23 protein-coding genes and 1 pseudogene are annotated in these 22,730 nt (G+C 60.3%); 14 read left to right on the top strand and 10 right to left on the bottom strand.

What is annotated here, in order from left to right:
• Positions 1-17: 17 nt before the first annotated feature.
• Positions 18-902 carry an SMP-30/gluconolactonase/LRE family protein gene (locus PVW51_RS14500; RefSeq protein ID WP_274575762.1) on the bottom strand — a complete coding sequence of 295 codons (885 nt, stop codon included), beginning with the start codon at positions 900-902 and terminating at the stop codon, positions 18-20.
• A gap of 301 nt (positions 903-1,203) precedes the next feature.
• Here PVW51_RS14500 and PVW51_RS14495 point away from each other — a divergent pair, with 301 nt between their 5' ends.
• From PVW51_RS14495 to PVW51_RS14465, 7 genes and pseudogenes are all read left to right on the top strand, one after another.
• A complete protein-coding gene (locus PVW51_RS14495; RefSeq protein WP_269360982.1) occupies positions 1,204-1,560 on the top strand; it encodes an EthD domain-containing protein in 357 nt (118 codons plus the stop codon).
• Positions 1,561-1,562: 2 nt separating this feature from the next.
• Positions 1,563-1,781, top strand: a complete 219-nt coding sequence (locus PVW51_RS14490) for a hypothetical protein (protein WP_274575761.1) — start codon at positions 1,563-1,565, stop codon at positions 1,779-1,781.
• A 77-nt stretch (positions 1,782-1,858) separates the two neighbouring features.
• A pseudogene (locus PVW51_RS14485) lies at positions 1,859-3,190 on the top strand (amidase); the annotation flags it as partial.
• Entirely contained in the window at positions 3,187-3,846 is a 660-nt protein-coding gene (gene nthB, locus PVW51_RS14480; RefSeq protein WP_274575759.1) for a nitrile hydratase subunit beta, read from the top strand. The pseudogene PVW51_RS14485 and the gene nthB, both read left to right, overlap by 4 nt.
• Positions 3,847-3,908: 62 nt before the next feature.
• Positions 3,909-4,580 carry a nitrile hydratase subunit alpha gene (nthA, locus tag PVW51_RS14475; protein ID WP_274575758.1) on the top strand — a complete coding sequence of 224 codons (672 nt, stop codon included), beginning with the start codon at positions 3,909-3,911 and terminating at the stop codon, positions 4,578-4,580.
• A complete protein-coding gene (locus tag PVW51_RS14470) occupies positions 4,573-5,043 on the top strand; it encodes a nitrile hydratase accessory protein (RefSeq protein ID WP_274575757.1) in 471 nt (156 codons plus the stop codon). The genes nthA and PVW51_RS14470 overlap by 8 nt, the downstream gene beginning before the upstream one ends.
• Positions 5,040-5,354: an NIPSNAP family protein gene (locus PVW51_RS14465; RefSeq protein WP_269360993.1), complete on the top strand. Its 315-nt coding sequence runs from the start codon at positions 5,040-5,042 to the stop codon at positions 5,352-5,354. The genes PVW51_RS14470 and PVW51_RS14465 overlap by 4 nt, the downstream gene beginning before the upstream one ends.
• 146 nt (positions 5,355-5,500) lie before the next feature.
• Here PVW51_RS14465 and PVW51_RS14460 read toward each other — a convergent pair whose 3' ends face one another.
• Entirely contained in the window at positions 5,501-6,772 is a 1,272-nt protein-coding gene (locus tag PVW51_RS14460) for a serine hydrolase domain-containing protein (RefSeq protein ID WP_274575756.1), read from the bottom strand.
• Positions 6,773-7,232: 460 nt separating this feature from the next.
• On the opposite strand from PVW51_RS14460, the gene PVW51_RS14455 reads away from it, so the two are divergent.
• The 7 genes from PVW51_RS14455 to PVW51_RS14425 all read left to right on the top strand — a co-directional run bounded on the left by PVW51_RS14455 (position 7,233) and on the right by PVW51_RS14425 (position 14,753).
• The gene (locus PVW51_RS14455) at positions 7,233-8,018 is read left to right on the top strand and encodes a lysine/arginine/ornithine ABC transporter substrate-binding protein (protein ID WP_274575755.1); all 786 of its coding nucleotides are present in this window, start codon (positions 7,233-7,235) and stop codon (positions 8,016-8,018) included.
• A gap of 62 nt (positions 8,019-8,080) precedes the next feature.
• Complete coding sequence (locus PVW51_RS14450) at positions 8,081-8,776, top strand: ABC transporter permease (protein ID WP_269360998.1); 696 nt, start codon at positions 8,081-8,083, stop codon at positions 8,774-8,776.
• On the top strand, positions 8,776-9,498 hold the full coding sequence (locus PVW51_RS14445; protein WP_274575753.1) for an ABC transporter permease: 723 nt from the start codon (positions 8,776-8,778) through the stop codon (positions 9,496-9,498). Before PVW51_RS14450 ends, PVW51_RS14445 begins: the two co-directional genes overlap by 1 nt.
• On the top strand, positions 9,495-10,244 hold the full coding sequence (locus PVW51_RS14440; protein WP_274575752.1) for a GntR family transcriptional regulator: 750 nt from the start codon (positions 9,495-9,497) through the stop codon (positions 10,242-10,244). The genes PVW51_RS14445 and PVW51_RS14440 overlap by 4 nt, the downstream gene beginning before the upstream one ends.
• A 15-nt stretch (positions 10,245-10,259) precedes the next feature.
• Positions 10,260-11,846 (top strand): gamma-glutamyltransferase, encoded by a 1,587-nt coding sequence (ggt, locus tag PVW51_RS14435; protein ID WP_274575751.1) that lies wholly within the window; start codon positions 10,260-10,262, stop codon positions 11,844-11,846.
• 159 nt (positions 11,847-12,005) lie between these two features.
• The gene (locus PVW51_RS14430; protein WP_269361005.1) at positions 12,006-12,746 is read left to right on the top strand and encodes a FadR/GntR family transcriptional regulator; all 741 of its coding nucleotides are present in this window, start codon (positions 12,006-12,008) and stop codon (positions 12,744-12,746) included.
• Positions 12,747-12,821: 75 nt separating this feature from the next.
• Positions 12,822-14,753, top strand: a complete 1,932-nt coding sequence (locus tag PVW51_RS14425; protein ID WP_274575750.1) for a propionyl-CoA synthetase — start codon at positions 12,822-12,824, stop codon at positions 14,751-14,753.
• 71 nt (positions 14,754-14,824) lie between these two features.
• Here PVW51_RS14425 and PVW51_RS14420 read toward each other — a convergent pair whose 3' ends face one another.
• The 8 genes from PVW51_RS14420 to PVW51_RS14385 all read right to left on the bottom strand — a co-directional run bounded on the left by PVW51_RS14420 (position 14,825) and on the right by PVW51_RS14385 (position 22,725).
• Positions 14,825-16,111: a TRAP transporter large permease gene (locus PVW51_RS14420; RefSeq protein ID WP_269361008.1), complete on the bottom strand. Its 1,287-nt coding sequence runs from the start codon at positions 16,109-16,111 to the stop codon at positions 14,825-14,827.
• An 18-nt stretch (positions 16,112-16,129) separates the two neighbouring features.
• Positions 16,130-16,669, bottom strand: coding sequence for a TRAP transporter small permease (locus PVW51_RS14415; protein WP_274575749.1), 540 nt, complete (start codon positions 16,667-16,669; stop codon positions 16,130-16,132).
• 64 nt (positions 16,670-16,733) lie between these two features.
• Positions 16,734-17,771 carry a TRAP transporter substrate-binding protein gene (locus tag PVW51_RS14410; protein ID WP_274575748.1) on the bottom strand — a complete coding sequence of 346 codons (1,038 nt, stop codon included), beginning with the start codon at positions 17,769-17,771 and terminating at the stop codon, positions 16,734-16,736.
• Between the two features lie 31 nt (positions 17,772-17,802).
• Complete coding sequence (locus PVW51_RS14405) at positions 17,803-19,293, bottom strand: FAD-binding oxidoreductase (protein WP_274575747.1); 1,491 nt, start codon at positions 19,291-19,293, stop codon at positions 17,803-17,805.
• Entirely contained in the window at positions 19,290-19,463 is a 174-nt protein-coding gene (locus tag PVW51_RS14400; RefSeq protein WP_274575746.1) for a hypothetical protein, read from the bottom strand. Before PVW51_RS14400 ends, PVW51_RS14405 begins: the two co-directional genes overlap by 4 nt.
• Positions 19,464-19,518: 55 nt before the next feature.
• Positions 19,519-21,030 carry an FGGY family carbohydrate kinase gene (locus PVW51_RS14395; RefSeq protein WP_274575745.1) on the bottom strand — a complete coding sequence of 504 codons (1,512 nt, stop codon included), beginning with the start codon at positions 21,028-21,030 and terminating at the stop codon, positions 19,519-19,521.
• A gap of 8 nt (positions 21,031-21,038) precedes the next feature.
• Positions 21,039-21,716, bottom strand: coding sequence for a class II aldolase/adducin family protein (locus PVW51_RS14390; protein ID WP_274575744.1), 678 nt, complete (start codon positions 21,714-21,716; stop codon positions 21,039-21,041).
• Between the two features lie 4 nt (positions 21,717-21,720).
• A complete protein-coding gene (locus tag PVW51_RS14385) occupies positions 21,721-22,725 on the bottom strand; it encodes a 2-hydroxyacid dehydrogenase (protein ID WP_274575743.1) in 1,005 nt (334 codons plus the stop codon).
• Positions 22,726-22,730: the final 5 nt, after the last annotated feature.

Genomic DNA, 22,730 nt, shown 5'->3' with positions numbered 1-22,730 from the left:
GCGTTCCGCCCCATGGGTTACCCAAAGAATTCAGGTTCCGGCAGGCCGGAAACCCCGGCCCGGATTGCAAAGACACCGCCCGCATCAGGCTGGGCGGCAAGGTCATCCGGGCCAAGACGCTGGGTTGCGGAGGTCACATAGAGTGTCTCCAGGTCAGCGCCTCCGAAGGCGCAACTTGTGGGCAGGGCAACGGGCAGGTCGATGACCCGGTCAATCCGCCCGTCCGGCGTATAGCGCACCACGCGGCCACCATTGTATTCCGCGTTCCACAAGAACCCCTCGGCATCGACGGTAGAGCCGTCTGGTCGCCCCGGCCGGTCCCGCGTTTCAGCAAAGAGCGTCTCTTTTGAAAGCGTCCCGCTGTCGGCATCAAACTTGAACGACCTGATCTGCATCCGATATGTGTCGGCGAAATACATGGTCCGGTCGTCGGGGCTCCAGCAGATGCTGTTCGGAACGATGATGTCGCCAAGCATCTTCGTCGCCTCCCCCTGCGACCCAAAACGGTAAAGCGAGCCGGTGGGATCGCGCCGGGTATCGTTCATGGTGCCGCTCCAGAACCGCCCCCTGCGGTCGCAGCGCCCGTCGTTGAACCGGTTTTCGTGTTCGTCCGGTTCCGGATCATTGAGAAAGTCGAGCGTTCCGGTGTCAAAATCCAGCTTGTGCAGCCCTGTCTGCATGGCAACAACAAGTTTGCCGGCCCCGGCACTGCGCAGACCGATACTGCCGATGATGCTCGGCATTTCACGTTTTTCGGTGATGCCGGTCGTGGGGTCGTGACGGAAAATCATGGGGCCACGGCTGTCGACCCAATAAAGCTTTTGCTCGCGCACGCTCCAGACAGGGCTCTCTCCCAGCCGGTTGCCGTCACTAACGATGCAGTCGATCTTGGTGCTAGGCAATTGCGTCCCCGAATGTTGGTCTGAGCATGAAACAAGCTGATCGAACAAACGACGCTTTCCCGGGCAAATCTACAGTTTTGGCAGGGGCTGGCAATTTCACAGCCGTAATGTGTGATATCACGTCGGGTGATGACGGATATGCTGTACGCAAATTTGACGCGCCGGGCCCGAACTTCAAAACTACATCTGTCAGCGGATTGGCGTGCGAGCGTTTTTCCGCGTTGCAATCACAGCAAACGGGCCTTGTGGCGTTGAGGGGTTTGATCCCTCTTGGCCCCGGGCTCCAGCAGGAACAGGACAAATGATCAAGACACTGACCTTACTCGTTCGACGCGAAGATTGGACACACGACGCGTTTGTAAAGTACTGGCAGGAGGTGCATGGTCCGATCGCGCGCGACGTGAAGCAGATCCGGCGCTACGTCCAGTCCGAATATCTCGATCAGGTCATTCGCCAGGACGTCGAGGAGATCAGTCTGCCTGTCGATGGCGTTGCGGAGGTCTGGTACGACAGTATCGAAAGCATGCGGGAAGCCAGGGAATCTCCGGAAGGCAAGGCGCTGCTGGCGGATGGTGCAAAATTCGTCGGACGTTCGCGCACGCTGATCTTGCGCGAACGCGAATTCATTGCCCCCAGAACAGACGTCGAGAAGGTCTGACCATGAAGGAGCCGGTCGCACCCAGCCCCGATTTCGAGGCGGATTTCGACGCTTTGATGCGCCGCGCAGGCCTTGAGATCAAGCCGGAGTGGCGGGCACAGATGCTGGTCGAATACGCCCAGCTGCGCATGAATGTGGCTGTCCTTCACGACATTGCCAACAGATGCCCGGCCACGCTGAACCTGCACCAGCCGATCACTTCCGGCAGGATTGAGACATGAGTTTCGCGGATCATTCGATTGCCGATCTCGGCCGACTGCTCCGATGCCGCGAGCTTTCCGCTACAGAGTTGACCCGATGGACCCTTGAGCAGGCGGAAGCGACCAACGGGACGTTGCATGCCTTCATATCCCTTTTGCCGGAACGGGCGATGGCTGAGGCGGCGGCTGCGGACCGCGCCTTTGCATCCGGTATTGATCTTGGTCCGATGCAGGGCATCCCATATGCGGCAAAAGATCTGTTCGACGCAAAGGGCGTCGCTACGACCTGCCAGTCCAAGTTCGGGCTGGAGGCGGTTGCAGATGCCGATGCGGGCGTAATCGAGCGGCTCACCACGGGCGGCGCGGTCCTGATCGGCAAGACATCCACGTTTGAATATGCGCTCTACGGACCGGATCCGGACCTCGCGTTTCCCCTCGCACGCAATCCATGGAATCTGGAGCATTACACCGGCGGTTCCTCCAGCGGCTCGGCTGTCGCCATCGCCGCCGGGCTGGTCAGAATGGGGCTGGGCACCGACACCGGCGGTTCGATCCGCACGCCCTCCTCATGGTGCGGGACGGTTGGCTTGAAACCGACTTTTGGCCGTGTCACCCGCCGTGGCTGTTTCCCCCTGTCCGCATCGCTTGACCACTGCGGCCCCTTGACGCGCAGCGTGTCCGACGCGGCAATTGCCCTGCAGGTGCTCGCGGGGCATGACGCAGGCGATCCTGATTGTCATGACGGACCTGTCCCGAATTACCTTGAAGGGCTGGAACGGTCGATCGCCGGCACGCGTGTTGGCATTGCCGTGCCACTGCTGGAAACGGCTTCGGCGGAAACGCTTGCCGCGGTTGAGCGAACGGCGGACCTTCTGCGATCCGAAGGGGCCGAGGTTTTCGAAGTCGCGACGCCGGATCTTCTTTCATTCGGCTCCGTCGTTCGGGCATTGCTGATCATCGAAGGGTATCATGTCCACGAACAAAGGATGCGGGACCGTATCGAGGATTTCGGGCCGCTGTCGGCGCGCCGACTGGCCCTCGCGCCCGCCTATTCTGCGCCGGATTACCTCGCCGCATTGACGGCCCGGCGTCTCCTCGCCGAGGCCGTCTCCGGCGTCTTGCGGACCTGTGATGTCATCCTTTGCGCCACAACCCCGGGCTCTGCACCTGCCTTGACGCAGGAGGCGACGCCGTTTGATCCGGCCACTCCGTCAATGACGAACCCGCAGAATGTCATGGGCAATCCGGCGATCAGCGTCCCGGTCGGATTGGATTCAAGCGGCCTGCCGCTGGCGGTGCAACTCGTGGGTCGCTTGTTTGACGAAGCAACCCTTCTTCAGGTGGCCCACACGGTCGAACGGTTGACTGGCTGGCAAAAGATCGGACTGCCGAACGTCCAACGCCAGCCCAGTCAGGGGGTGCCCGCATGAACGGAATTCACGACATGGGTGGGATGCACGGTTTCGGGGCCATTCCTGACATAGACGGACCCGAGCCCTTTCATCACGATTGGGAACGGCACGTCTTTGCCATGAACGTCGCACTTGGCGGCCTAGGTCTGTGGAACATCGACATGACCCGGGCGGAGATGGAGGCGACGGCGCCGGAGGACTATCTTGCGCCGGGCGGATACTTTTACCGCTTCCTGCTCAGAATGGAACGGCAGGCACTGAAATACGAACTGGCCTCTCCCGAGGAGATTTCTTCCGGTGTTGTCAGCCAGCCGCCCCGGTCCGGATTGAGCGCAATGAAACCGGAACAAATCGCGGTCATGGCGGCAAAGGGCAGCTCCTCCATGCGCCCGACGGAAAACGAACCGCGCTTCAAGGTCGGCGACCGTGTCCGCGCGCGCCGCATCAATCCCGAAACCCATACGCGCCTGCCGCGATATGTGCGCGGATGCGAGGGCGTGATCACGCGCGTGCAGGGCAGCCACGTCTATCCGGACGACAGTTGTCACGGTGACGAAAATCCGCAGTGGCTTTATGCGGTCCGGTTCGCCGGCACGGAAATCTGGGGCAAGAACGCAGAAGCGGGGCTTGAGGTCGTCATCGACGCTTTCGAACCCTACCTCGAACCTGCCTGAGCCCCGCCATCAGGCCTGTGCAACCCAATGCGACCGAAATTCATCAAACCAACAGGAACAACATGACTGAAGATGATCACACCGGACAGGATCACGATCATGATCATTCGCATCTGACTGAAACGGAATCACGTGTCCGGGCGCTGGAAAGCCTCTTGACGGAGAAGGGTTACATCGACCCGAAGACGCTTGAGACAATTCTTCAGACCTACGAAGAGCAGGTCGGACCACGCAACGGCGCGAAAGTCGTGGCCCGCGCCTGGTCGGATCCTTCCTTTATGGAGTGGCTGCTGCGCGACGCCACAGCGGCTATTGCATCAATGGGATACACGGGGCGGCAAGGCGAACACATCGTTGCCCTGGCCAACACATCTCAGGTGCATAACGTCGTAGTGTGCACCCTGTGCTCCTGCTATCCTTGGCCGGTGCTTGGGCTGCCGCCCTCCTGGTACAAATCCTCTGCCTATCGCGCGCGTGTCGTCATCGAGCCCCGCAAGGTCCTGGCGGAATTCGGACTCACGCTTCCTGATGACATGACGATCCGGGTCTGGGACTCGACCTCGGAAATGAGGTACATCGTTGTCCCGATGCGTCCGGCGGGTACTGATGGCTGGAGCGCGCAGGATCTGGAAAAGCTGGTCATCCGGGATTCCATGGTCGGCGTCCGGCAGGCGCTGACGCCAACCGATGCATCGGTTGCGCGCGCAGCTGAAGGAGGGGTGCGGCATGTCTGATGATCATCTTTCGCGGGTAGCCGGATCGCCGGCAGACCGGGCCGAACCCAGGACATGGGCAGCCGAGGGAAATGTCGCATTTGCCGAACCCTGGCAGGCACAGATTTTCAGCATGACGGTGGCGCTGAACGAAGCCGGCGCTTTCTCCTGGAAGGAATGGGGCGAAGTCTTCTCTGCGCAGCGGCGCCAGAGCCGGGAGGCGTCCAAACCGGACACCAGCCAGACCTATTACGAGGATTGGCTGGATGCGTTGGAGACGATGGCCGAAATGCAGGCGCTCGCCTCCCGAGAGAACCAGCTTCGCTACAGGAGGGCCTGGCATAATGCGGCAGCGCGCACAAAACACGGACAGCCCATCGAATTGCAGGAGGCGGATTTCGACAAGGGCGCCGTCCACGCCGAAACCCACCAGCATCAGAACCACCGTAAAATTGAGACCCGAACAACCGGAAATTCGCCATGATCCTTGACCACCGCACATACACCGTCAAACACGGCCTGATGGAAGACTACCTCATGCGTTTCGAGAGGGACGGATTGCCTGTGCAACTGCGCCACCTCGGCAACTACATCGGCTCTTTCACGTCGGATATCGGCCCGCAGAACCAGGTTGTCCATATCTGGGCTTATGAAGACATCGCCGACCGCGAAACGCGCCGCGCCGCAATGCTGGCGGATCCGGACTGGCAAACATTTGTTGTTGCCAACCGGGGCACATTCAGCGCGCAGGAAAACAAGATACTGAAACCGACATCCTTTTCGGCGCTCCGCTGAACCCCCGGCGTGAAGTCGATTAATAAATAATATCAACAGATTAGACGCGCATCCCCATAAAAAGACTACCGAGAATCTTCCCGGTAGTCTTTGTCTCCAGATATTCAGCGCCAGCTTCGCAAGCGAATGCGCGACGCTTGCCTGCGTCAGTCGTCCAGGTGGCTGTCGGCGATCGTGGAAAATGCCAGTGTCTTGAACATGATGCGCAGCGGGCCGCGGTTGGCGGGCGACTGGATCATCAGCAGGGCAATCATGTCTTCGGCCGGGTCGGCGTAATAGCCGGTGCCGGCGGCGCCGCCCCAGTTGTAATCGCCTTTGCTGCCAAGGGAGGGTGCGTTGCCGTCGTCCAGACGCACACCATATCCCAGACCAAAGCCGTAGCCGGGGCCGGGCAGGTAGTACTTGCCGGGCACGATGCCCTCAAGCTGGTTCGAGGTCATCAGTTGCACGGTTTTCGGCGACAGCAGGCGCGTGCCGTTCAACTCGCCCCCGTTCAGCATCATCTGCGCGAACTTGGCATAGTCATGCACGGTAGACATGAGCCCGCCGCCGCCCGACTGATTGGGCTTGCGCACGCGCGGATCAAAGATGTCCCCGGCACCCAGTTGCGCCTGATCCGGGAAGGCTTCGGCGATGCGCGGGTAATCCGCCTCGTCGTCCACATAGAACGCGGTGTCGGTCATGCCCAGCGGATCAAAGATCCGCGCGGTCATGAACTCTTCCAGGCTCTGGCCCGAGACGACTTCGATCACGGCCCCCAGCACGTCAGTCGAGCGCGAATATTCCCATGTGGTGCCCGGGTCATGCTCCAGCGGCAGGCTGGCCAACAGGTTGGCCTGTTCGATGCCGGTGTTCTCGGACGACCAGACATCGGCGGCGTTATAGGCATCGCGCGCCGGACCCGCGCCGAAGAACCCGTAGGTCAGCCCGGATGTGTGCCGCATCAGGTCGCGGATGGTCATCACACCCTTGGCCGGACGGGTAACAGGCTTGCCTTCGGCATCGGTCTCGCCGGTCACCACGGTCATGTCCTTGAAGGCAGGCAGATAGGTGGCCACCGGCGCCTCAAGCATCAGGCGGCCTTCCTCCACCAGCATCATCGCGGCGACGGTGGTGATCGGTTTGGTCATCGAGTAGATGCGAAAGATCGCATCCTCTGTCATCGGCGCGCCATCTGGGGTGATCTTGCCCATGGTCGACAGATGGGCGATCTGGCCGTCGCGGATCAACATGATGACGGCGCCGGGTGTCATCCCCTTGTCCACCATCGCACCGAATGTGGCGTCCATCCGGGCCACGCGCGCAGGGTCCAGACCCAGCGCCGCAGCGTCGCCGCGCGGCAGGTTCTCGGCCCAGCCCGCCGTGACACCCGTTAGGGCAAGTGTGACAGCGACCACACCTGTTCTCAAAATCTTCATGTTCATTCCTCCCATTTAGAAACTGCGAAACGCACAGGCGGTAGCCGTTCTGCCCACCGGCTCTTTCGATATTTCTCCCTCTACCGAAAGATATGCGTTGGCCTCGTCATTATGGTGAGGCCATCCTTACCCTCAAATTGGTGCCATACGTAGCGAACTTCAGGCAATCGCTGCTGCAGCCTGGGGCCAAGTGACGTAGCGGCACTCCTGTGCGGCAAAGTTGTCGGTGACGCGCCCGAGACGCCCATGTGCTGATCCCGCCGCGCAAGAACCCAAAGCCGTCGTGGGGCCGAAGCCCTAGAAAATTCATGATCAAAAATGCGGCACAGGCAGGTAAAACGCTTACCGGACTCGCGGAAACTTCGGGGATTCTAAATAATATTCTTGATTGTATACTATTTTGTATCCAAGTTTCCCCAAGCGCGCCCAACACGCGCAATCAAAAACAGGGAGTAACACCATGAAGACTTCATTTGCTGCGGCGCTGTCGGGTGCCATCACCGCTTTGACATTCGCATTTTCCGCCGTCGCACAGGACCTGCCCGACGCGCTGGTGATCGGCACAGAAGGGGCCTATCCCCCATTCAACTTTACCGAATCCGATGGCAATGTGGCCGGGTTCGAGATTGATCTCGGCAATGCCATGTGCGCCCATATCAAGGTTGAATGCACCTGGGTCACGCAAGACTGGGATGGCATCATCCCCGGCCTGCAGGCCAAGAAATACGATGCGATCATCGCCTCGCTCTACATCACCGACGAACGCCGCAAGGTCATCTCCTTTTCGGACAAGTATTATAGCGTGCCCTCGCGTTTCGTGGTCGCGACAGACAGCAACCTGGACATCTCGGCTGACGGCCTGTCCGGGGCCATTGTCGGCACCCAGCGCGCAACCAGCTTTGAACGCTACCTGACCGCTGAAATGCCCGATGTCGAAGTGCGGCTTTACGGCACGATGGACGAAGCCTATCTCGATCTTGCCTCGGGCCGCGTCGATGCGGTTCTGGGCGATGTGGTCGCGCTGCAGGACGGCTTCCTTGGCACGCCGGAGGGTGCGGGTTTCGAGCTGCGCGGGCCGGAATTCACCAATCCTGAGTATTTCGGCTATGGCGCGGGCGTTGCGGTGCGGCAGGATGATCAGGCCATTGCTGACGCCTTTTCCGAGGCGATCAAGGCACTGCGCGAAAATGGCACCTATCAGGAAATCTCGCAGAAGTGGTTTGGCCTCGACGTTTACGGCAGCTGAACCATGGGGGCCGGGCATGGCGCCCGGCCCCATGACCCCCAACTTACCCCCGAAAGGATCACATGCCCGATTTTCAGGGATATGGCTGGCTGCTGCTGGATGGCCTGGTGCTGACACTTGGCGTGGCGATTGCGTCGATGCTGGGCGCTTTGGCCCTTGGCCTGCTGGCGGCACTTGGAAAACTTTTCGCCCCGCGTGCAGGAAAAGTTCTGATCGAGGTCTATACGACCTTCGTGCGCGGTGTGCCGGAACTGGTGTTGCTGCTGCTGATCTACTACGGCCTGCCGACACTGGTGCAGAACACGGCGGCCAAGGCTGGGTACGATCTGTCGCTGTCGATCAACCCCTTTGTCGCCGGCATTGGCACGCTGACGGTGATCTACGCGGCCTTTGCCTGCGAAGTTTTTCGCGCGGCCTATCTGGCCCTGCCACCGGGGCAGCGCGAGGCCGCCTATGCGCTGGGGCTGAACCCGGTGATCACCTTCCGCAAGGTCGAACTGCCGCAGATGATGCGCTATGCGCTGCCCGGCCTCGGCAATGTCTGGATGGTGCTGGTCAAGGCCACAGCCCTGATTTCCATCATCCAGCTGCCCGAACTCATGCGCAATGCCGACATCGCGGCACGGTCCACGCGGCAGCCCTTCACCTTCTTTTTCGCGGCCTGCCTTCTGTATCTTGCGATCACCGCCATTTCGATGCTGGGTCAAGCGCGGCTTGAACGCTGGGCTGCGCGCGGCACGACCGAGGCCAGAAGCTGATGGATTTCATCCTTGCGAACCTGCCCCGATTTCTTGAAGGGGCGTGGATGACCATCCAGCTGGCGCTGTTCAGCTGCTCTTGTGGTCTGCTCATGGCGCTGCCGATCGCACTTGCGCGGCTGTCGCGCAAACGCCTGCTGAGCAGCGCCGCCACGGGCTATGTCTTTTTCTTCCGGGGCACGCCGCTGCTGGCCCAGATATTCCTGATCTACTACGGCAGCGGGCAGTTCCGCCATGAACTGAGCGCTTTGGGCCTTTGGACCTTCTTCCGCGATCCATGGTTCTGCGCCCTGTTGTCGCTGACACTGAACACCGCCGCTTACAGCTCCGAAATCCTGCGCGGCGCGATCCAGGCGATCCCGAAAGGAGAAATCGAGGCGGCCAAGGCGCTTGGCCTGAACCGGTATCTGCTGTTGCGGCTGGTGATCCTGCCCCGCGCCATCCGCATCGGCTGGCCTGCTTACACGAACGAGGTGGTCTACCAGATCCAGGCCACGTCTCTTGTCTCGATCATCACGATCATGGATATCACCGGTGTGGCGCGTACCGTGGGCGCGCGCGACTTTACCTTTTTCGAAGCCTTTGGCCTTGCGGCACTGCTTTACCTTATTCTGGTCTACGGGTTCATCTTCCTGGCCGGACGGATCGAAAAAAGGCTTGGCGCGCATCTGATCCGGCCCGCCGCCGTCAACAAACCCAAGCTCGCAGGGAACATCAGATGAGTGAAACAATACCGCACTCCGCTCCTGCAACGGCCCCCAAGAAACGGGGTGTTCTGCGGGAAAAGGCCTTTCTGACCCTCAAGGACGCCATTCTGAGCGGCAACCTGCAACGCGGGGAACGCCTGTCCGAGGCGCGCCTTATCCAGGAATTTGGCATTGGCCGCACCCCGCTGCGCGAGGCGCTGAACCGTCTGGAACGCGAGGGGCTTGTCGTCAGCCAGCCCAACAGCGGCTACTCGGTGGCCAATCTGGATGTGGACGCGGTCTGCGACTTGCTGGTGGTGCGTGAAGGGCTTGACGCCATGGCCGCCGAGATTGCGACAGAAACGGCAAGCGACGAAGAATTGCAGGCTTTGGCCCGGGTCATGGATGACATCTATGCGCTGGATCAGGCCCATGAACGCACACCGGAAGTCTATGCGCGCGAGCTGGAACTGGGGCTTGAGGTGCACGAGGTGATCCTGGCCGCCACGCACAACGCCCCGCTGATCGAGATCACCCGCCGCGTCTACGACCAGTTGCGCCTTGCGCTCTGGGTCGAGGTGCGCTGGATTGATCAATGGACCATGGCCGTGGCCGAACACCGCGCCATCGTCGAAGCCATGCTGGACCGCGACGCCCCCCGGGCGATGGCCGCGGCGCGGGCGCATGTGCGCTCGTCGCGCGACAACATGCAGATGATCCGCGAGGTCGCGGACCTGCGCCGGTCTCGCGGCAGCCGCATCCCGATGCGCAAAGACAAGTAGAAGACGGAGCCCCCAATGCGTGACTTTCATTTCCCCGGCCGGTCGGCTGTCCATGCGATGGAGGCCATGGTGGCAACCTCGCATCCTCTGGCGACCGAAGCCGCCATGCAGGTCCTGCGCGAGGGCGGCTCAGCGATGGATGCCGCCATTGCGGGGTCGGCCGTCATGGCGGTGGTCGAGCCGCAGATGACCGGGATCGGTGGCGATTGCTTTGCGCTGGTCGCGCCGAATGGCGGTGGCGGCGTGATCGCCTTTAACGGGTCCGGTCGCGCCCCTGCGGCTGCTTCGGTGGACCGTTTGCGTGAACAGGGCTTCACCGACATCCCGGTGGATTCCATCCACGCGGTCACGCTGCCCGGCGCGATTGACGGCTGGTTCCGGCTGCATGGCCGGTTCGGGCGTCTGGACATGGCCCGTTTGCTGCAGCCTGCCATCGGTTATGCCCGAAACGGCTATCCCGTCCACGCCCGTGTCGCCCGTGACTGGCGCAAAGCCCGCACGCATCTGGCCAAGCGGGACGCCGCGCGCGCGCTTTTCTTGCCGGATGGTGACAGCCCCGCCGAGGGCACGATCCACCGCCAGGAACGTCTGGCTGAGACGCTGGAAATCATCGCGGCCAAGGGCCCGCGCGGTTTTTACGAAGGGCCTGTGGCCGAGGCGATGGTGCGCACGCTGCAAGCGCAGGGCGGCATTCATACTGCCACGGATTTCGCCGGGGTCGCGGGCGACTTTGTCACGCCGATATCGACCGACTACCGGGGGCGGAATGTGCATCAGGTGCCGCCCAACAACCAAGGCCTGACCGCGCTGATGATGCTGAACCTGATGGAAGGGTTCGACCTGTCCGCCCTTACCCCCGCCAGCGCCGAGGCGCTGCATCTGGAGATCGAGACCGCGCGTCTGGCCTATGCCATGCGCGACCGGCACATCACCGAATTGGGTGACATGAAGGTAACGGTCGAGCAGATCCTGTCCAAATCCTGGGCGGATGAATTGCGCGCACGGATCACACCCGACCGCGCCATGACCGACATCGGCCCGCTTGGCCTCAGGACATCGGACACCGTCTATATGACCGTGGTGGATCGCGACATGAATGCGGTCAGCTTCATCAACTCGATCTTCGACAGTTTTGGCAGCGGTATTCTCTGCCCAGAGACCGGCGTTCTGTTCCAGAACCGTGGCCATTCCTTCTCTCTCGATCCAGATCATCCCAACGTGCTGGCCCCCGGCAAGCGCCCGATGCACACGATCATGCCCGGCATGGTGACAGAACAGGGCAAGCCGGTGCTGTCCTTCGGCGTCATGGGCGGAGATTATCAACCACTGGGCCAGGCCCGCGTCATTTCGAACCTCTTCGATCACGAATGCGACCTGCAAGGCGTGCTGGATGCGCCGCGCGTGTTTCCCCTGGGCGATGTCGTCGAGGTCGAGCGCAGTGTGTCGGCCGAAGTGCTGCGCGGCCTTGCAGCCAAGGGCCACAGCCTGCGTCTGGCCGAAGACCCGCTTGGCGGTGCGCAGGCGATCCGGATCGACCATGCGCGCGGCACCCTTATCGGTGCCTCCGATCCCAGAAAGGATGGCTGTGTCGCTGGCTACTAGAGCCGCAAGAGGCTTTCGATGAACCCGGCCATCTAGGGAACGTCTTGCACGCCGAACTTACCAAATAAAACAAGTACTAAGTTTACGTTTGGTAAAATCTGTAATATTTCTTCTTCAAGCTTCAATTGCCATGATGGCGAGGGATGCGGAGGAGAAGGCATGCGTGACAGCGACGAAGACAAGGACCAGGCGGGAGCAGCAGGCTCGAACAGCCCGCTCGCCGATCATGTCTATGACGAAATACTGTCGCAAATTGTCAGCGGCCCCCTGGAAGTCGGCGCAAAGATGCCCTCCGAGAACGACTATTGTCGCATGCTTGGTGTGTCCCGGCCCATTGTTCGTGTCGCCCTGTCCCGGCTTGGTGCCGACGGCATTGTCGAACGCAAACGCGGCAGCGGGACTTACATCAAACGCCGCCCCTCTCAGCGGCTGGCTGACTTTGTCCAGCCCGGCGACATTGACGTGCTCCTGCAATGCCTGGAATACCGGATCGAGATCGAAGGGCTCGCTGCAGGCCTCGCAGCGCAGCGCAGGTCGGACAAACAGCTCATCGCGATCAAATCGGCATTTGACCGCCTTTCGACCGAGGCGGTTTCCGACTTCATCACACCGGAAAGCGATCTGGCCTTTCACCAATCAATTGCCGCGGCAACCGGTAACATCTTTTACATAGACACGATGCGCATGATCCAGGAGCAAACTGTGCGGCTCTTGACCGTATCGCTTAACATGGCGCGGGACCGGAACAAGGGCAGGATCGGCCGCGTTCTGGAAGAACACAACGCAATCTACGAAGCCATCGTCACGGGTGATCCGGTGATGGCGACTGCCGCGATGCGCATTCATCTGTCGCGGTCACGGCGCAGACTGACAGCCGCGACCAAAGATTTGAACAACTGACCAACACAGCAAACGGAACCCATCCGGATACGGAACCCTCACGGGCAACGCAGGATGTACTGCGGAGAAAATCAGATGACCGGCTACAAAGAAGTCTACGAAGACTGGCGGAACGCGCCGAATGCATTCTGGCTGCGCCAGGCCGAAGCCATCGACTGGATCCAACCGCCAAAGACCGGATTGTCAAAGAACAGCGATGGCGTCCACGAATGGTTCGCCGACGCCACGGTCAACACCTGCTGGAACGCCGTCGACCGGCATGTTGAAGCGGGCAACGGCAACCGGACCGCAATCATCTATGACAGCCCGGTCACCAACACCATCGAACACATCAGTTTTGCCGATCTGCAATCCCGGACCGCGCGGCTTGCGGGTGCCCTGGCGGAAAGGGGGATCACCAAGGGAGACCGCGTCGTCATCTACATGCCCATGGTCCCCGAAGCACTGGTCGCCATGCTGGCCTGTGCAAGGATTGGCGCGATTCATTCTGTCGTGTTCGGCGGCTTTGCTGCAAACGAACTTGCCACGCGACTGGACGACTGCACGCCAAAGGCAGTTCTCGCGGCGTCTTGCGGAATCGAGCCGACCCATGTCGTCCACTACAAACCGCTGCTCGATCAGGCCATCGAACTTGCCAGTTGCAAACCTGAATTCTGTCTCATTCTTCAGCGGGAGCAGGAACGCGCAACATTGGTCGAAGGACGTGATTTCGATTGGTTCGATGCTCAGAAAGATGCCGAACCCGTTGCCTGCGTTCCGGTTGAAGGCACACATCCGGCTTACATTCTTTACACCTCGGGAACGACAGGGAACCCCAAAGGTGTGGTACGTCCGACCGGCGGCCAGCTGGTCGCATTGTCCTGGTCGATGCGAAACATCTACAACGTGCAACCCGGTGATGTGTTCTGGGCTGCGTCGGATGTCGGTTGGGTGGTCGGGCACAGCTACATCTGCTACGGGCCGCTGATCAATGGCAACACCACAGTGCTCTATGAAGGCAAGCCCATCGGCACACCTGACGCCGGTGCATTCTGGCGGGTGATCTCCGAACATAAGGTAAAGAGCTTTTTCACGGCACCAACCGCATTTCGGGCGGTCAAACGCGCCGACCCGAGGGGTGAACTGCTGAAGGATTACGATCTGAGCGCGCTTGAACTGGTATTTCTCGCCGGTGAACGCGCGGACCCGGCGACTGTCGAATGGGCCGAGGAAAAGACCGGCAAGCCGGTAATCGACCATTGGTGGCAGACTGAAACCAGCTGGAGCATTGCCGCCAACCCGGCCGGGATCGAACTCTTGCCGATCAAGCCCGGCTCGCCGACGGTCCCCATGCCGGGATATGAAATCGAAATTCTGGACGAGGCCGGACAAATCCTGCCGCCGGGATCTCTTGGTGCCATCGCCATCAAGCTGCCCCTGCCCCCGAGCTGCTTCACGACCGTATGGAACGCACATGAGCGGTTCGAAAAGTCTTATCTGGAGAGTTTCCCCGGCTATTACGAAACCGGCGATGCCGGCATGATCGACGACGATGGATACCTTTACATCATGGCCCGCACCGATGACGTCATCAATGTCGCGGGGCACCGCCTGTCCACCGGCGCGATTGAAGAAGTCATCGCCGATCACCCTGATGTGGCAGAATGCGCGGTGATCGGCGCTGCCGATGCTTTGAAGGGCCAGATCCCCGTTGCGCTCTACTGTGTCAACGAAGGCGTGTCCCGCGACCCGTCAGAAGTCGTTTCAGAACTGGTTCAGATGGTGCGTGACAGGATCGGTCCGGTGGCCGCGTTCCGGCAGGCCACACCGGTGGACCGGCTGCCAAAGACCCGTTCGGGAAAGATCCTGCGCGCCACAATGGTAAAGATTGCCGATGGCCAACCGTTCAAGGTGCCCGCAACAATCGACGATCCTGCGATCCTGGACGAGGTGACCGCCGCCCTGGCCTCGCTTGGCTATCCGCGCCTGCAAGAGGCCCCGGAACCGGATGCGGCGATCTCGTCATAGGCTTCTGCCCGGCGGTGCAAGCCGGGCTCAAAGCGGCACGGTGCGCGTGCCGGATGGTCCCTTCGTCATTCTCAGAACCCGAACAATCCCGGCACCCAGGTCGTGAGCGCAGGCACAAGGCCGATGATGATCAAAAGAACGGCCTTGATCATCAGGAATGGAATGAGCTCTGCCACCAGTTTGCTGAAATTCAGCCTGACAACGCTGCACATCGCGAACAGCACGTAACCGATCGGCGGCGTGGCAAGTCCAACAGTGACGTTGATGATCAGCATGATCCCCAGTTGCAGGGGGTCCACTCCGACGCTGTAGGCCAGAGGCGCTACGATTGGCCCGAACAGGATCAACGCAAGCGCAGCATCCATGAACATGCCAAGGAGAATGAACAGGCAGTTGATCAAAAGGATCAGCAACAAGGGGGATCCCTTGGCAAAATCAAAGATGAAGGCCACCTGCCCCGCCAGATCCTCAAGCGCGAAAATCCACGTCATCGACAAGGCGCCCGCGATCATGAACAAAAGCCGCGCGGCCTCGAAGGTGGTGTTCATGAAGATCTTTCCGACTTCCTTCACTGAAAGCGCCCGATAGATCAGAACCGATACAATCAGGGCGTAGACGACGGATGCCGCGGCCGCCTCTGTCGGGGTTGTCACCCCACCCACGATGCCGCCGATCAGGAAGGCGGGCATCAGGAGCGCCAGTGCCGCGTCGCGTGTCCCCTTGACGAAAGCAGGCAGCGACCGGTCGACATCCGAAAGCGGGAAGTTCCGCTTCTTGGCCTGGAACGCGATCACCAGCATGTCGGCCAGAGCCAGGATGACGCCCGGAACCAGAGCGGCAAGAAACATCCCCCCGACCGAAACATTCATGATCGCGCAGTACAGGATAATCACGCCGCTCGGCGGAATAATCGGACCAACCAGAGACGAGGCGACGGTGACAGCAGCAGCGAAATGACGCGGATAGCCCGCTTTCTCCATGGCCAGCACCTCGATCTTGCCAAGTGCTGCAATGTCGCCCACGGCGACACCCGTCAGACCTGAAAACAACAGGCTCGCCATCACGTTCACATAGGCAAATCCGCCCCGCACGCGGCCAATCACGAGGTTGGAGAAATGCATCAACCGGTCTGCCATGCCGGATCTGCTCATCAACTCGCCAGCCAGCAGGAAGAACGGGATCGCGATCAGAATGATGTTGTCCAGACCCTCGAAGATCTTGGCCGGTAAAAGCTCGATGAAAAACGGTGTCGGGCTGGTCAGAAAATAGAGTCCGGTTGTCGCCAGCATGGCAAAGGAAATCGGTACTCCGATGAGGATCATTCCGAAAAGAACGATAAGGACGATGCCGATGGTCACTTCTGGAATTCCTTCAAATCAGAGATCATCTTGCGGGCGGAACGAACCGTCCATGACTTGATCCTGACGCGGAACCAGCTGTGCTCTTTTTCCAAACAGCGCGGCGACATCGTCGATCAGCAAGATCAGGTTGAATATCAAGATGAGCCCGAACCCGACCGTCACCGAATAGGTGGGCATGGTCATGTTAATGTTCAGACCCCAGGCGATGACGCCACTCATGCCATCGGCGAACTTGATGCCCTTGTAGGCAACGACGCCGCTGGTCGCGATCATGATCAGGCGCACAAGGATGTTTCGGATGGCCCTGACACGCGGGCCCATCAATTCGACAAAGACGAACAGGGTGATGTGATCGTCGAACAAGGCCAGGACAGCACCGCCCAACATGACCAGCCAGATCATCGCAAACCGGGTAAGCTCTTCTGACCATGGTGGCGAATAAGCGAACACGTAACGTGTGAACACAAGGCTCGCCATGACGCCCAGCATGGTCAGCAACAGCAATAGCTGAACCCATGAAATCGCGCGGCAAAACACCAGCAACGCCTTGGCCATCAAATCTCCTCCCAAATGAAAAGTGGCGGGCCACCCTGTTGTCAGGGCAGCCCGTCGGTGGTGCCTATGAACCCGACTTGGCGTTGGCGACCTCTGCAGCCTCCAGGAAGCACGACAGTATTTCGGCGTCGACGTTGTCCTTGATGTACTCCATTGCCGGAGCCTGGGTCAGGTCGCGGAACTGCTGCTTTTGCTCGGGCGTGGGATCATAGATAGAGACACCCTGCGCCTCCAGATAAGCGCGGTCAGACTCTTCGGCCTTGGTCGAGATCTCCCGGTTCATGTCACGGAAATTTTCCGAGGCGGTTTGCACGATCTCCTGCAGGTCCTCGGGCAGCGAGTCCCACCAGGACTGGCTGAAGTACAAGGCACCGGGAGAATACACGTGGCCATCCATGATGATGTGCTTTTGCACCTCTTCCAGCTTTGGAATGCGAAAGATTGCAAGCGAGTTTTCCTGACCGTCCACGACACCCGTTTGCAGTGCAGTATAAAGATCCTGCCACGGAATCGGGGTAGGCGAGGCGCCAAGCGCGTTCACGATTTCCATGTGAACCGGGTTGTTCATGGTGCGGATCTTCAATCCCTTGAGATCCTCGACCGAGGTCAGCGGCGTGTTCGCCGAATAGTTCCGATACCCGCCGTTTTCGTGCCAGACCGCCGCGCGCAATCCGCTTTTGGCAGCCAGACTGTCGGACAACATCTGTCCGCATTCACCATCCAGAACTTCATATGCCGCGGCCCTGTCATTGAAGAGATAAGGGATACCAAGCACCTGGATATTCTGGTCATAGGGCGATGCAAAACCATCGGCCCCCATGATGGCCTCGACAAGTCCGTTTGCCACCATGTTGACCACGCTGTCGGTCTTGCCCAGCTGACCGCTCCAGTACACTTGTACTTCAATGCGGCCTCCGCTCTTTTCCTCGATCTCCTTTTCAAAGGCGCGAAGCGGCGTGTGGGTGAAATGCTCTTCCGCGATTTCAGTATCGCTGATCGAGAATTTCATCGTGTAATCGGCTGCAAAAGCCATGGATGCAGTCATGGCGGCGCAAGTGCTTACAGCCAGCCCTCTCAGCAGATTTTCATGTCTGATCTTCACAGTGTTTCTCCTCTTAACTGTCTGTGTTTTCTTACTTTTCGTGCATTGTGCCGGGCAAGCGATCCGGCAGTACCTTGCCTGGGTTCATGATCCCCTTCGGGTCGAAAACCGCCTTGATGCCCCGCATCAGATCCAGAGCCACAGGTGATTTGAAGGCGGACATGCTCTCCAGCTTTTGAATTCCGACACCGTGTTCGGCGGAAAAGGCGCCTTGAAAACGCATGGTCGTTTCGTCGATCACATTGCGAACGCGGGCCATGTGTTCGGGGGATTTGTCGCCGGTACAAACAACAATGTGCAGATTGCCGTCACCCAGATGTCCGACAGTCCAGAACAACGCATCTGGGTCCATGGACCTGACGCTTTGTTGGAGGCTTGGCTCGAATTCGCCAATCAGATCCAGCGGAACGGAAACATCCGCCGCGACGACCGGGGTAAGGCCTTTTGTCAGTTCCGGCGCGGTATCGCGAAGTCGCCAGAGCGCCGCACGCTGTTGGGCGTTATGTGCAATGACCGCGTCGGTCACGACGCCCGTCCCGATGCAATCGCCCAGCTCCGTGGCCAGACGTTCAATCAATGGTGTTTCGCCCTTGTCATTTGGCGTGCAATCAATTGGCGATGAGGATGCAAGTTCCACAAGAATTGCCGCGCCAGGCACCTCCGGGAACGGGAAGTTCGGCGCCTCTTGGCTGCCCAGCAATCGCTTAAGATAGCTTTCGGGCATGACTTCGAATGCTTCGAGCTGACTGCCGCAGGCCCGGCGCAACCGGCCAAGCGCCTTCAAACCGTCATCAAGGGTGTTCACGCCGATCAACGCCGTTGCATGTGTCGTCGGTAGGTCGGTCAAGGTCAGCACAGCGCCCGTGATCAGGCCAAGCGTGCCCTCCGCTCCGATGAAAAGGTGCTTGAGGTCGTATCCGGTGTTGTTTTTTCGCAGCGCGACCATGTCGTCCAGAATGCGACCGTCGGGCAGAACCACTTCCAGCCCCAGGCACAGCGCACGTGCCATGCCAAAGGCCAGCACATTCGCCCCGCCTGCATTTGTCGAAAGCGCCCCGCCGATCATCGCCGAACCATCGGCACCGAACGCCAGGGGAAAGCGCAGGCCAAACCGCTCAACCGCGCAATTCACTTCTTCGACGATGACGCCTGCATCGACCGAGGCAGTGCGCCCCGCGGGATCGATGGCCCGGATCCGTTTCATCCGCTCCAGCGACACCATCAAACCGCCGTCGGTCTGCGTGCCTCCCACCAATCCGGTGTTACCACCGAGTGGGACAACCGGGCATCCGTGCTCATTCGCCAGGCTCAGGATCGAAGACACCTCCTGCGTCGTGCCGGGCCGCACGACAGCCAGAGGGTGCGAAGGGTACTGACCACGCCAGTCACGCGCGTAGCTGCTGGTTTGACGGCCCGTCAACAGGTTGCTCTGGCCACAGATCGCCACGAGTTTCTGCAACAGGTCATCCTGCTGCACACCAGGGGCGCGCGTGCCGGTTTTATGATCGCTGATGGCGATCATGCGGCACCCCCGGCCCATGGCGCGGCCTTCGCCTCAGTGGCGCGGTCTGTGTCGCGTATCAGATCTTCCGGTATACCAATGCGTTTTGGTGCCGCCCCGGTGGTCGTGCGCAGGCAATCCGCCGAAAGATCGACGGAAACGCTGGAAACTCCGGCCTTTGTGACCTTCATTTATTCCTCCCTTGGCAGCCTTCTGTTTGCGGCGCCCTGTTGCAGCACCGTACTGCTAGCTCCCCCTCAGCTTTCGTGCGGCCTCCCCCACCTCGTCCAGCGCGCCCCAATGGCGCGCGTTGTCCTTCAACAAGCGCTCAAACAATTCGAATTTCAGCCCCAGGTACTCGCGGACCGCGCCTTCCTCTGGCGCAACCTCGCCGTCGGCCGGCGAAAGGTAAACGTCGACCACCCTGACCTTTGCTCCGCCCGCCTCAAGGATGCCCATCGCGACCGCAGCAAGCCCCCGCAAAGCTGTATCGCCCCCTTTTTGCGGGCGCACCGGCCGTTCCAGCACCGAGGCGAGCAATTGCATGAAGACGTCGTCACGCGCGACGCCACCTCCCACCGCCACAACCTGCCCTTCGTCCAGTCCCAGATCGGCGTGGCTCATCCTGGTCAGAAACGCCAAGGCCTCCCGCGCTGCCCAGCCAAGCTCGTCAGAGCGGGTCGCCGAGCTCATCCCGAACAATGCAGCCGAGGCATGGGGATGGGTTATCGGTGCCCGTTCGCCACCCGGCTCAAAGAACGGATGCAGGACAAGCGAGGAATATGCAGGGCCATAGTTTTCGGGCAGTTCGCCCTTCAACAGGTCGCCCACATGACGGAAGGTCGTCCCGCCATTGAAACTGGGGTGAAAACAGACAAACCCCTGCCCGGTGGCAGAAAGCTGCACCATCGCGCCGGACAGTTTTTCGCTCACGTCATCGATGGATTCAAAGTACCCGCCGTGGATCGCACTTGTTCCAAAGATCGAACCCCGGGACCGCGACAGGCCCGGCCCTACGCCAAGCCCGATCAGGCTTGATTGCACATCTCCCGGCCCAAGAACGACGGGCATGCCTTCCGGCAACCCCAACCGCGCGGCGGCATCACTTGACAGACCGGCAACGCAGTCTGCGCCCGCCCCGATTTCGGGCAGGACCTCGATGCCTTTTTCAAGCCCGAGAATCTCGGTAATTTCGCCCGACGGTTGGCCAATGCGCCAATCACCCCACGCAGGCAACAGGCCGCTCGGTTCTGCCCGCAGGACGCCGGTCATCGCAAGGAAAAGCCACTCCTTCAACCGCAAGGCATATCTGATGGTGGCAAACCGCTCCGGCTCGTTCTGCTGAAGCCACAGAAGCTGCACGGTTTGGGATGCCGCTGTGGGTCGGGCGGAGGTGATCGCCTCGATCGCATCCAGTTCTGCCTCCATCGCAGCAAGCATCGGTCGAACCCGCCCGTCCAGCCAGGTCAGGGCTTTCCCGGCTGGCAACATGTCAGCACCGATCGGCCAGAGCCCATCCCCCTGTGCTGTCAACGCCAGAACCGACGGTTTCGCTGCTACCTGCCCGGTGCAGGCCCGAATGGCTCTCTCCGCATCCGCGACAGAGCGGGCCATGTCCTGCTCTACCCGGTCGCCCGACCGCTCAAGAGCGGAATTTTCGACCTCGGAACGCGCAAGCATCTTGCCGTGACGATCATAGATCGCCGCCTTGACGCTTGTGGTGCCGGAATCGAGGCAGAGGACCAGATCGGATTCCATAATTCAGGTCACTCTGCCGCCTTCAGCGACTTTTCCGTTGCCGCGGATTGTTGGCCATAAGTTTTGAACTTCTCGACAACATCTGCGATCTGTTCATCCGTCAGGACCGGAGGCTCGCCCATGGGAAGACAATTCAGGTAGTGCGTCGCCAATTCCTCGACCGTGACCGCCAGAGACAGGGCGCGGCCAATGGAAACATGCGCGGCAATCACGCCGTGATGCGCAAGAAGACAGGCCCGGTGGCCCTCCAGCGCGATGATGATTCTATCCGCCAGCTCCTGCGAGCCGAAGATCTCGTAAGGGGCACAACGGATCGAAGGCCCGCCCGCCGCTGCGATTGCATAGTGAACCGCCGGAATATCCCTGTTCAGGATCGACACGGACGTTGCATTGGTGGAATGCGTATGCACAACCGCATTCAGATCTTCGCGCGCCTGCAAGATATCCCGATGAAACCGCCACTCGCTGGACGGGCGCACATCACCGTCGAATCCCGCGTCCCAGTTCATGTAGACCACATGTTCGGGCAACAGTTTGTCGTATGGAATGCCCGTCGGCGAAATCAGGAAACCGTCACCAAAACGCACCGAGATGTTTCCGGCGGTGCCCTTGTTGATGCCCAGCCCGTTCATGGCCCGGCAGGCTTCGATCAGCTCGGTTCGCAGAGCAAGCTCTTGTTTATCCAATGTCTTATCTCACTTGATAGAGGGGGGGTTCGCCGTCGAAGAAGCGTGCGACGTCTTCGGCGATCATGTTGGCGGCTTTCACCACGCTATAGCGCGAGGCGCCGGCGATATGGGGCGACAGCGTAACATTCGGCAGCTTCAGTAGCGGCCAGTCGGCAGGGGGCGGTTCGGGGTTGAACGTATCCAGCGCCGCACCGGACAGATGCCCGGACTTCAAGGCGTCATAGAGGGCATCGTAATCCAGCACCTCACCACGGGTGGTGTTGACGATATAGGCCCCCTTTTTCATGCTTTCGATGCGGGAGCGGTCGATCATGCCCCGCGTTTCGGGGGTCACCCTTGGGTGCAGGGTCACCACATCGGCTGTCGATATAAGCGCATCAAGCGCGACCTTCTCGATCCCGAGGGCGCGATCTTCCTCGGTCAGTTCCTTGAACGGATCGGACACGATGATCCGGCACCCGAACGCCGCCGCAAGACGCGCGACACGCATCCCGATATCGCCATAACCGATGATGCCGAGCGTCAGTTCGCACAGCTCCGGACCGACGTGATCAATGTGGTAGAACTCGCGTTTGAACGCCCCGCCCAGCACATTCATGTGCCCGCGAACAAGGTTGCGTGTCTCTGCAAGAAGAGAGGCAATCGTGAATTCGGCGACGGCCGATGCATTGCGCCCCGGCGCATTGACGACAACAACACCACGCCTGGCAGCGGCAGCGCTGTCGATGTTGACCGGTCCGCCCCGCGACACCCCGATCACTTTCAGATCAGGTGCATGATCAAGGCTGTCCGCCGTGACAGGCGCAAGATGGGTCACCAGAACATCCAGGTCGGAAATGAAGTCAAAATAATCTTCGGGCCGCCCGACAAATTCGCCAATCGGCAGGTCCGGATCCTTTTTTGTCGAGGTCACCGAAATCGGCCAGCCGAGCTCAAGCTCCTTGAAGCTTGCCTTACGCAGACCCGGCTGCGCCTCCAACGCCTTGCGAAAAAATCCAGGGTTCATGAACC

This window comes from Sulfitobacter sp. PR48, from assembly GCF_028807335.1.
In the GTDB taxonomy this organism is placed as follows: domain Bacteria; phylum Pseudomonadota; class Alphaproteobacteria; order Rhodobacterales; family Rhodobacteraceae; genus Sulfitobacter.
Note: the sequence above shows the minus strand (reverse complement) of the source record. Positions and strands in the feature narration are given on the sequence as shown.

Bases quoted from the DNA above. Each gene is read 5' to 3' on its own strand.
- nthA (WP_274575758.1), top strand. From the start codon at position 3,909: ATGACTGAAGATGATCACACCGGACAGGATCACGATCATGATCATTCG.
- PVW51_RS14430 (WP_269361005.1), top strand. From the start codon at position 12,006: ATGCGTGACAGCGACGAAGACAAGGACCAGGCGGGAGCAGCAGGCTCG.
- PVW51_RS14385 (WP_274575743.1), bottom strand. From the start codon at position 22,725: ATGAACCCTGGATTTTTTCGCAAGGCGTTGGAGGCGCAGCCGGGTCTG.
- PVW51_RS14395 (WP_274575745.1), bottom strand. From the start codon at position 21,030: ATGGAATCCGATCTGGTCCTCTGCCTCGATTCCGGCACCACAAGCGTC.
- PVW51_RS14460 (WP_274575756.1), bottom strand. From the start codon at position 6,772: ATGAAGATTTTGAGAACAGGTGTGGTCGCTGTCACACTTGCCCTAACG.
- PVW51_RS14425 (WP_274575750.1), top strand. From the start codon at position 12,822: ATGACCGGCTACAAAGAAGTCTACGAAGACTGGCGGAACGCGCCGAAT.
- PVW51_RS14405 (WP_274575747.1), bottom strand. From the start codon at position 19,293: ATGATCGCCATCAGCGATCATAAAACCGGCACGCGCGCCCCTGGTGTG.
- nthB (WP_274575759.1), top strand. From the start codon at position 3,187: ATGAACGGAATTCACGACATGGGTGGGATGCACGGTTTCGGGGCCATT.
- PVW51_RS14445 (WP_274575753.1), top strand. From the start codon at position 8,776: ATGGATTTCATCCTTGCGAACCTGCCCCGATTTCTTGAAGGGGCGTGG.
- PVW51_RS14465 (WP_269360993.1), top strand. From the start codon at position 5,040: ATGATCCTTGACCACCGCACATACACCGTCAAACACGGCCTGATGGAA.
- PVW51_RS14455 (WP_274575755.1), top strand. From the start codon at position 7,233: ATGAAGACTTCATTTGCTGCGGCGCTGTCGGGTGCCATCACCGCTTTG.
- ggt (WP_274575751.1), top strand. From the start codon at position 10,260: ATGCGTGACTTTCATTTCCCCGGCCGGTCGGCTGTCCATGCGATGGAG.
- PVW51_RS14450 (WP_269360998.1), top strand. From the start codon at position 8,081: ATGCCCGATTTTCAGGGATATGGCTGGCTGCTGCTGGATGGCCTGGTG.
- PVW51_RS14495 (WP_269360982.1), top strand. From the start codon at position 1,204: ATGATCAAGACACTGACCTTACTCGTTCGACGCGAAGATTGGACACAC.
- PVW51_RS14490 (WP_274575761.1), top strand. From the start codon at position 1,563: ATGAAGGAGCCGGTCGCACCCAGCCCCGATTTCGAGGCGGATTTCGAC.
- PVW51_RS14415 (WP_274575749.1), bottom strand. From the start codon at position 16,669: ATGGCCAAGGCGTTGCTGGTGTTTTGCCGCGCGATTTCATGGGTTCAG.
- PVW51_RS14440 (WP_274575752.1), top strand. From the start codon at position 9,495: ATGAGTGAAACAATACCGCACTCCGCTCCTGCAACGGCCCCCAAGAAA.
- PVW51_RS14470 (WP_274575757.1), top strand. From the start codon at position 4,573: ATGTCTGATGATCATCTTTCGCGGGTAGCCGGATCGCCGGCAGACCGG.
- PVW51_RS14400 (WP_274575746.1), bottom strand. From the start codon at position 19,463: ATGAAGGTCACAAAGGCCGGAGTTTCCAGCGTTTCCGTCGATCTTTCG.